The sequence below is a fragment of the Streptococcus sanguinis SK49 genome, assembly GCF_000212815.1.
GTDB classification, from domain to species: domain Bacteria; phylum Bacillota; class Bacilli; order Lactobacillales; family Streptococcaceae; genus Streptococcus; species Streptococcus sanguinis_C.
Genome location: NZ_GL890985.1, coordinates 1534503 through 1535235 on the forward strand (window position 1 = coordinate 1534503; position 733 = coordinate 1535235).

A 733-nucleotide genomic window follows, 5' to 3' on the forward strand; every position below is an offset into this window, starting at 1 on the left:
AATTGGAACCAGTGGATCGCCACCCGCAAACGTTGGAGTTCCGGTTTGTGGAACACCTTGAGGACCTGTGCTCGTTGCATTAGTACCTGTAGGAACCACTTCTTTCACTACCGCTTGGTACTTGACAGTTACTGGAGTGCCATTGGCATCCACACGAGTTAATTCGAGTTCTGGTGTTTCACCCTTGAATTGTTTGTCCGGAGTGAAAGTTACCTTGCCGTCCGCATCCACTTCAAACTTACCAACATTTGGTACTTCTTTCACTGCGGTACCATTATCGAATAATGGAGTTGAACCTGCTGGGAATGGAACAGAGTCATGGCCTGGGGTGAAGCTTACTTTACCTTCTTGCACTTGACCTTGCAGACCTTCTGTCTTATCACCAGTACCAGTTGGAGTCACCTTAGTAAACTCTGGACTATAAGTCGCAGTAACTGGAGTACCATTCTTATCCACACGCTTAACAGTTACTGGATCCGGACTACCTACAAACTGCTTGTCTGGAGTGAAGGTTACTGTGCCATCTGGAGCAATCGTGTAAGTTCCTTGTCCTGGAATAGTCTTCTCTTTGCTTCCATCGTCGAAGCTTGGATCTACTGTTTCATCAATTGGAACCAGTGGATCGCCACCCGCAAACGTTGGAGTACCGGTTTGTGGAACACCTTGAGGACCTGTGCTTGTTGCGCCGGTTCCTGTAGGAGTCACCTTAGTAAACTCTGGGCTGTAAGTCGCC

1 pseudogene is annotated in these 733 nt (G+C 48.0%); it reads right to left on the reverse strand.

Going from position 1 to position 733, the window contains the following annotated elements:
- Positions 1 to 733: pseudogene (locus tag HMPREF9380_RS03575) on the reverse strand (YSIRK signal domain/LPXTG anchor domain surface protein); the annotation flags it as partial.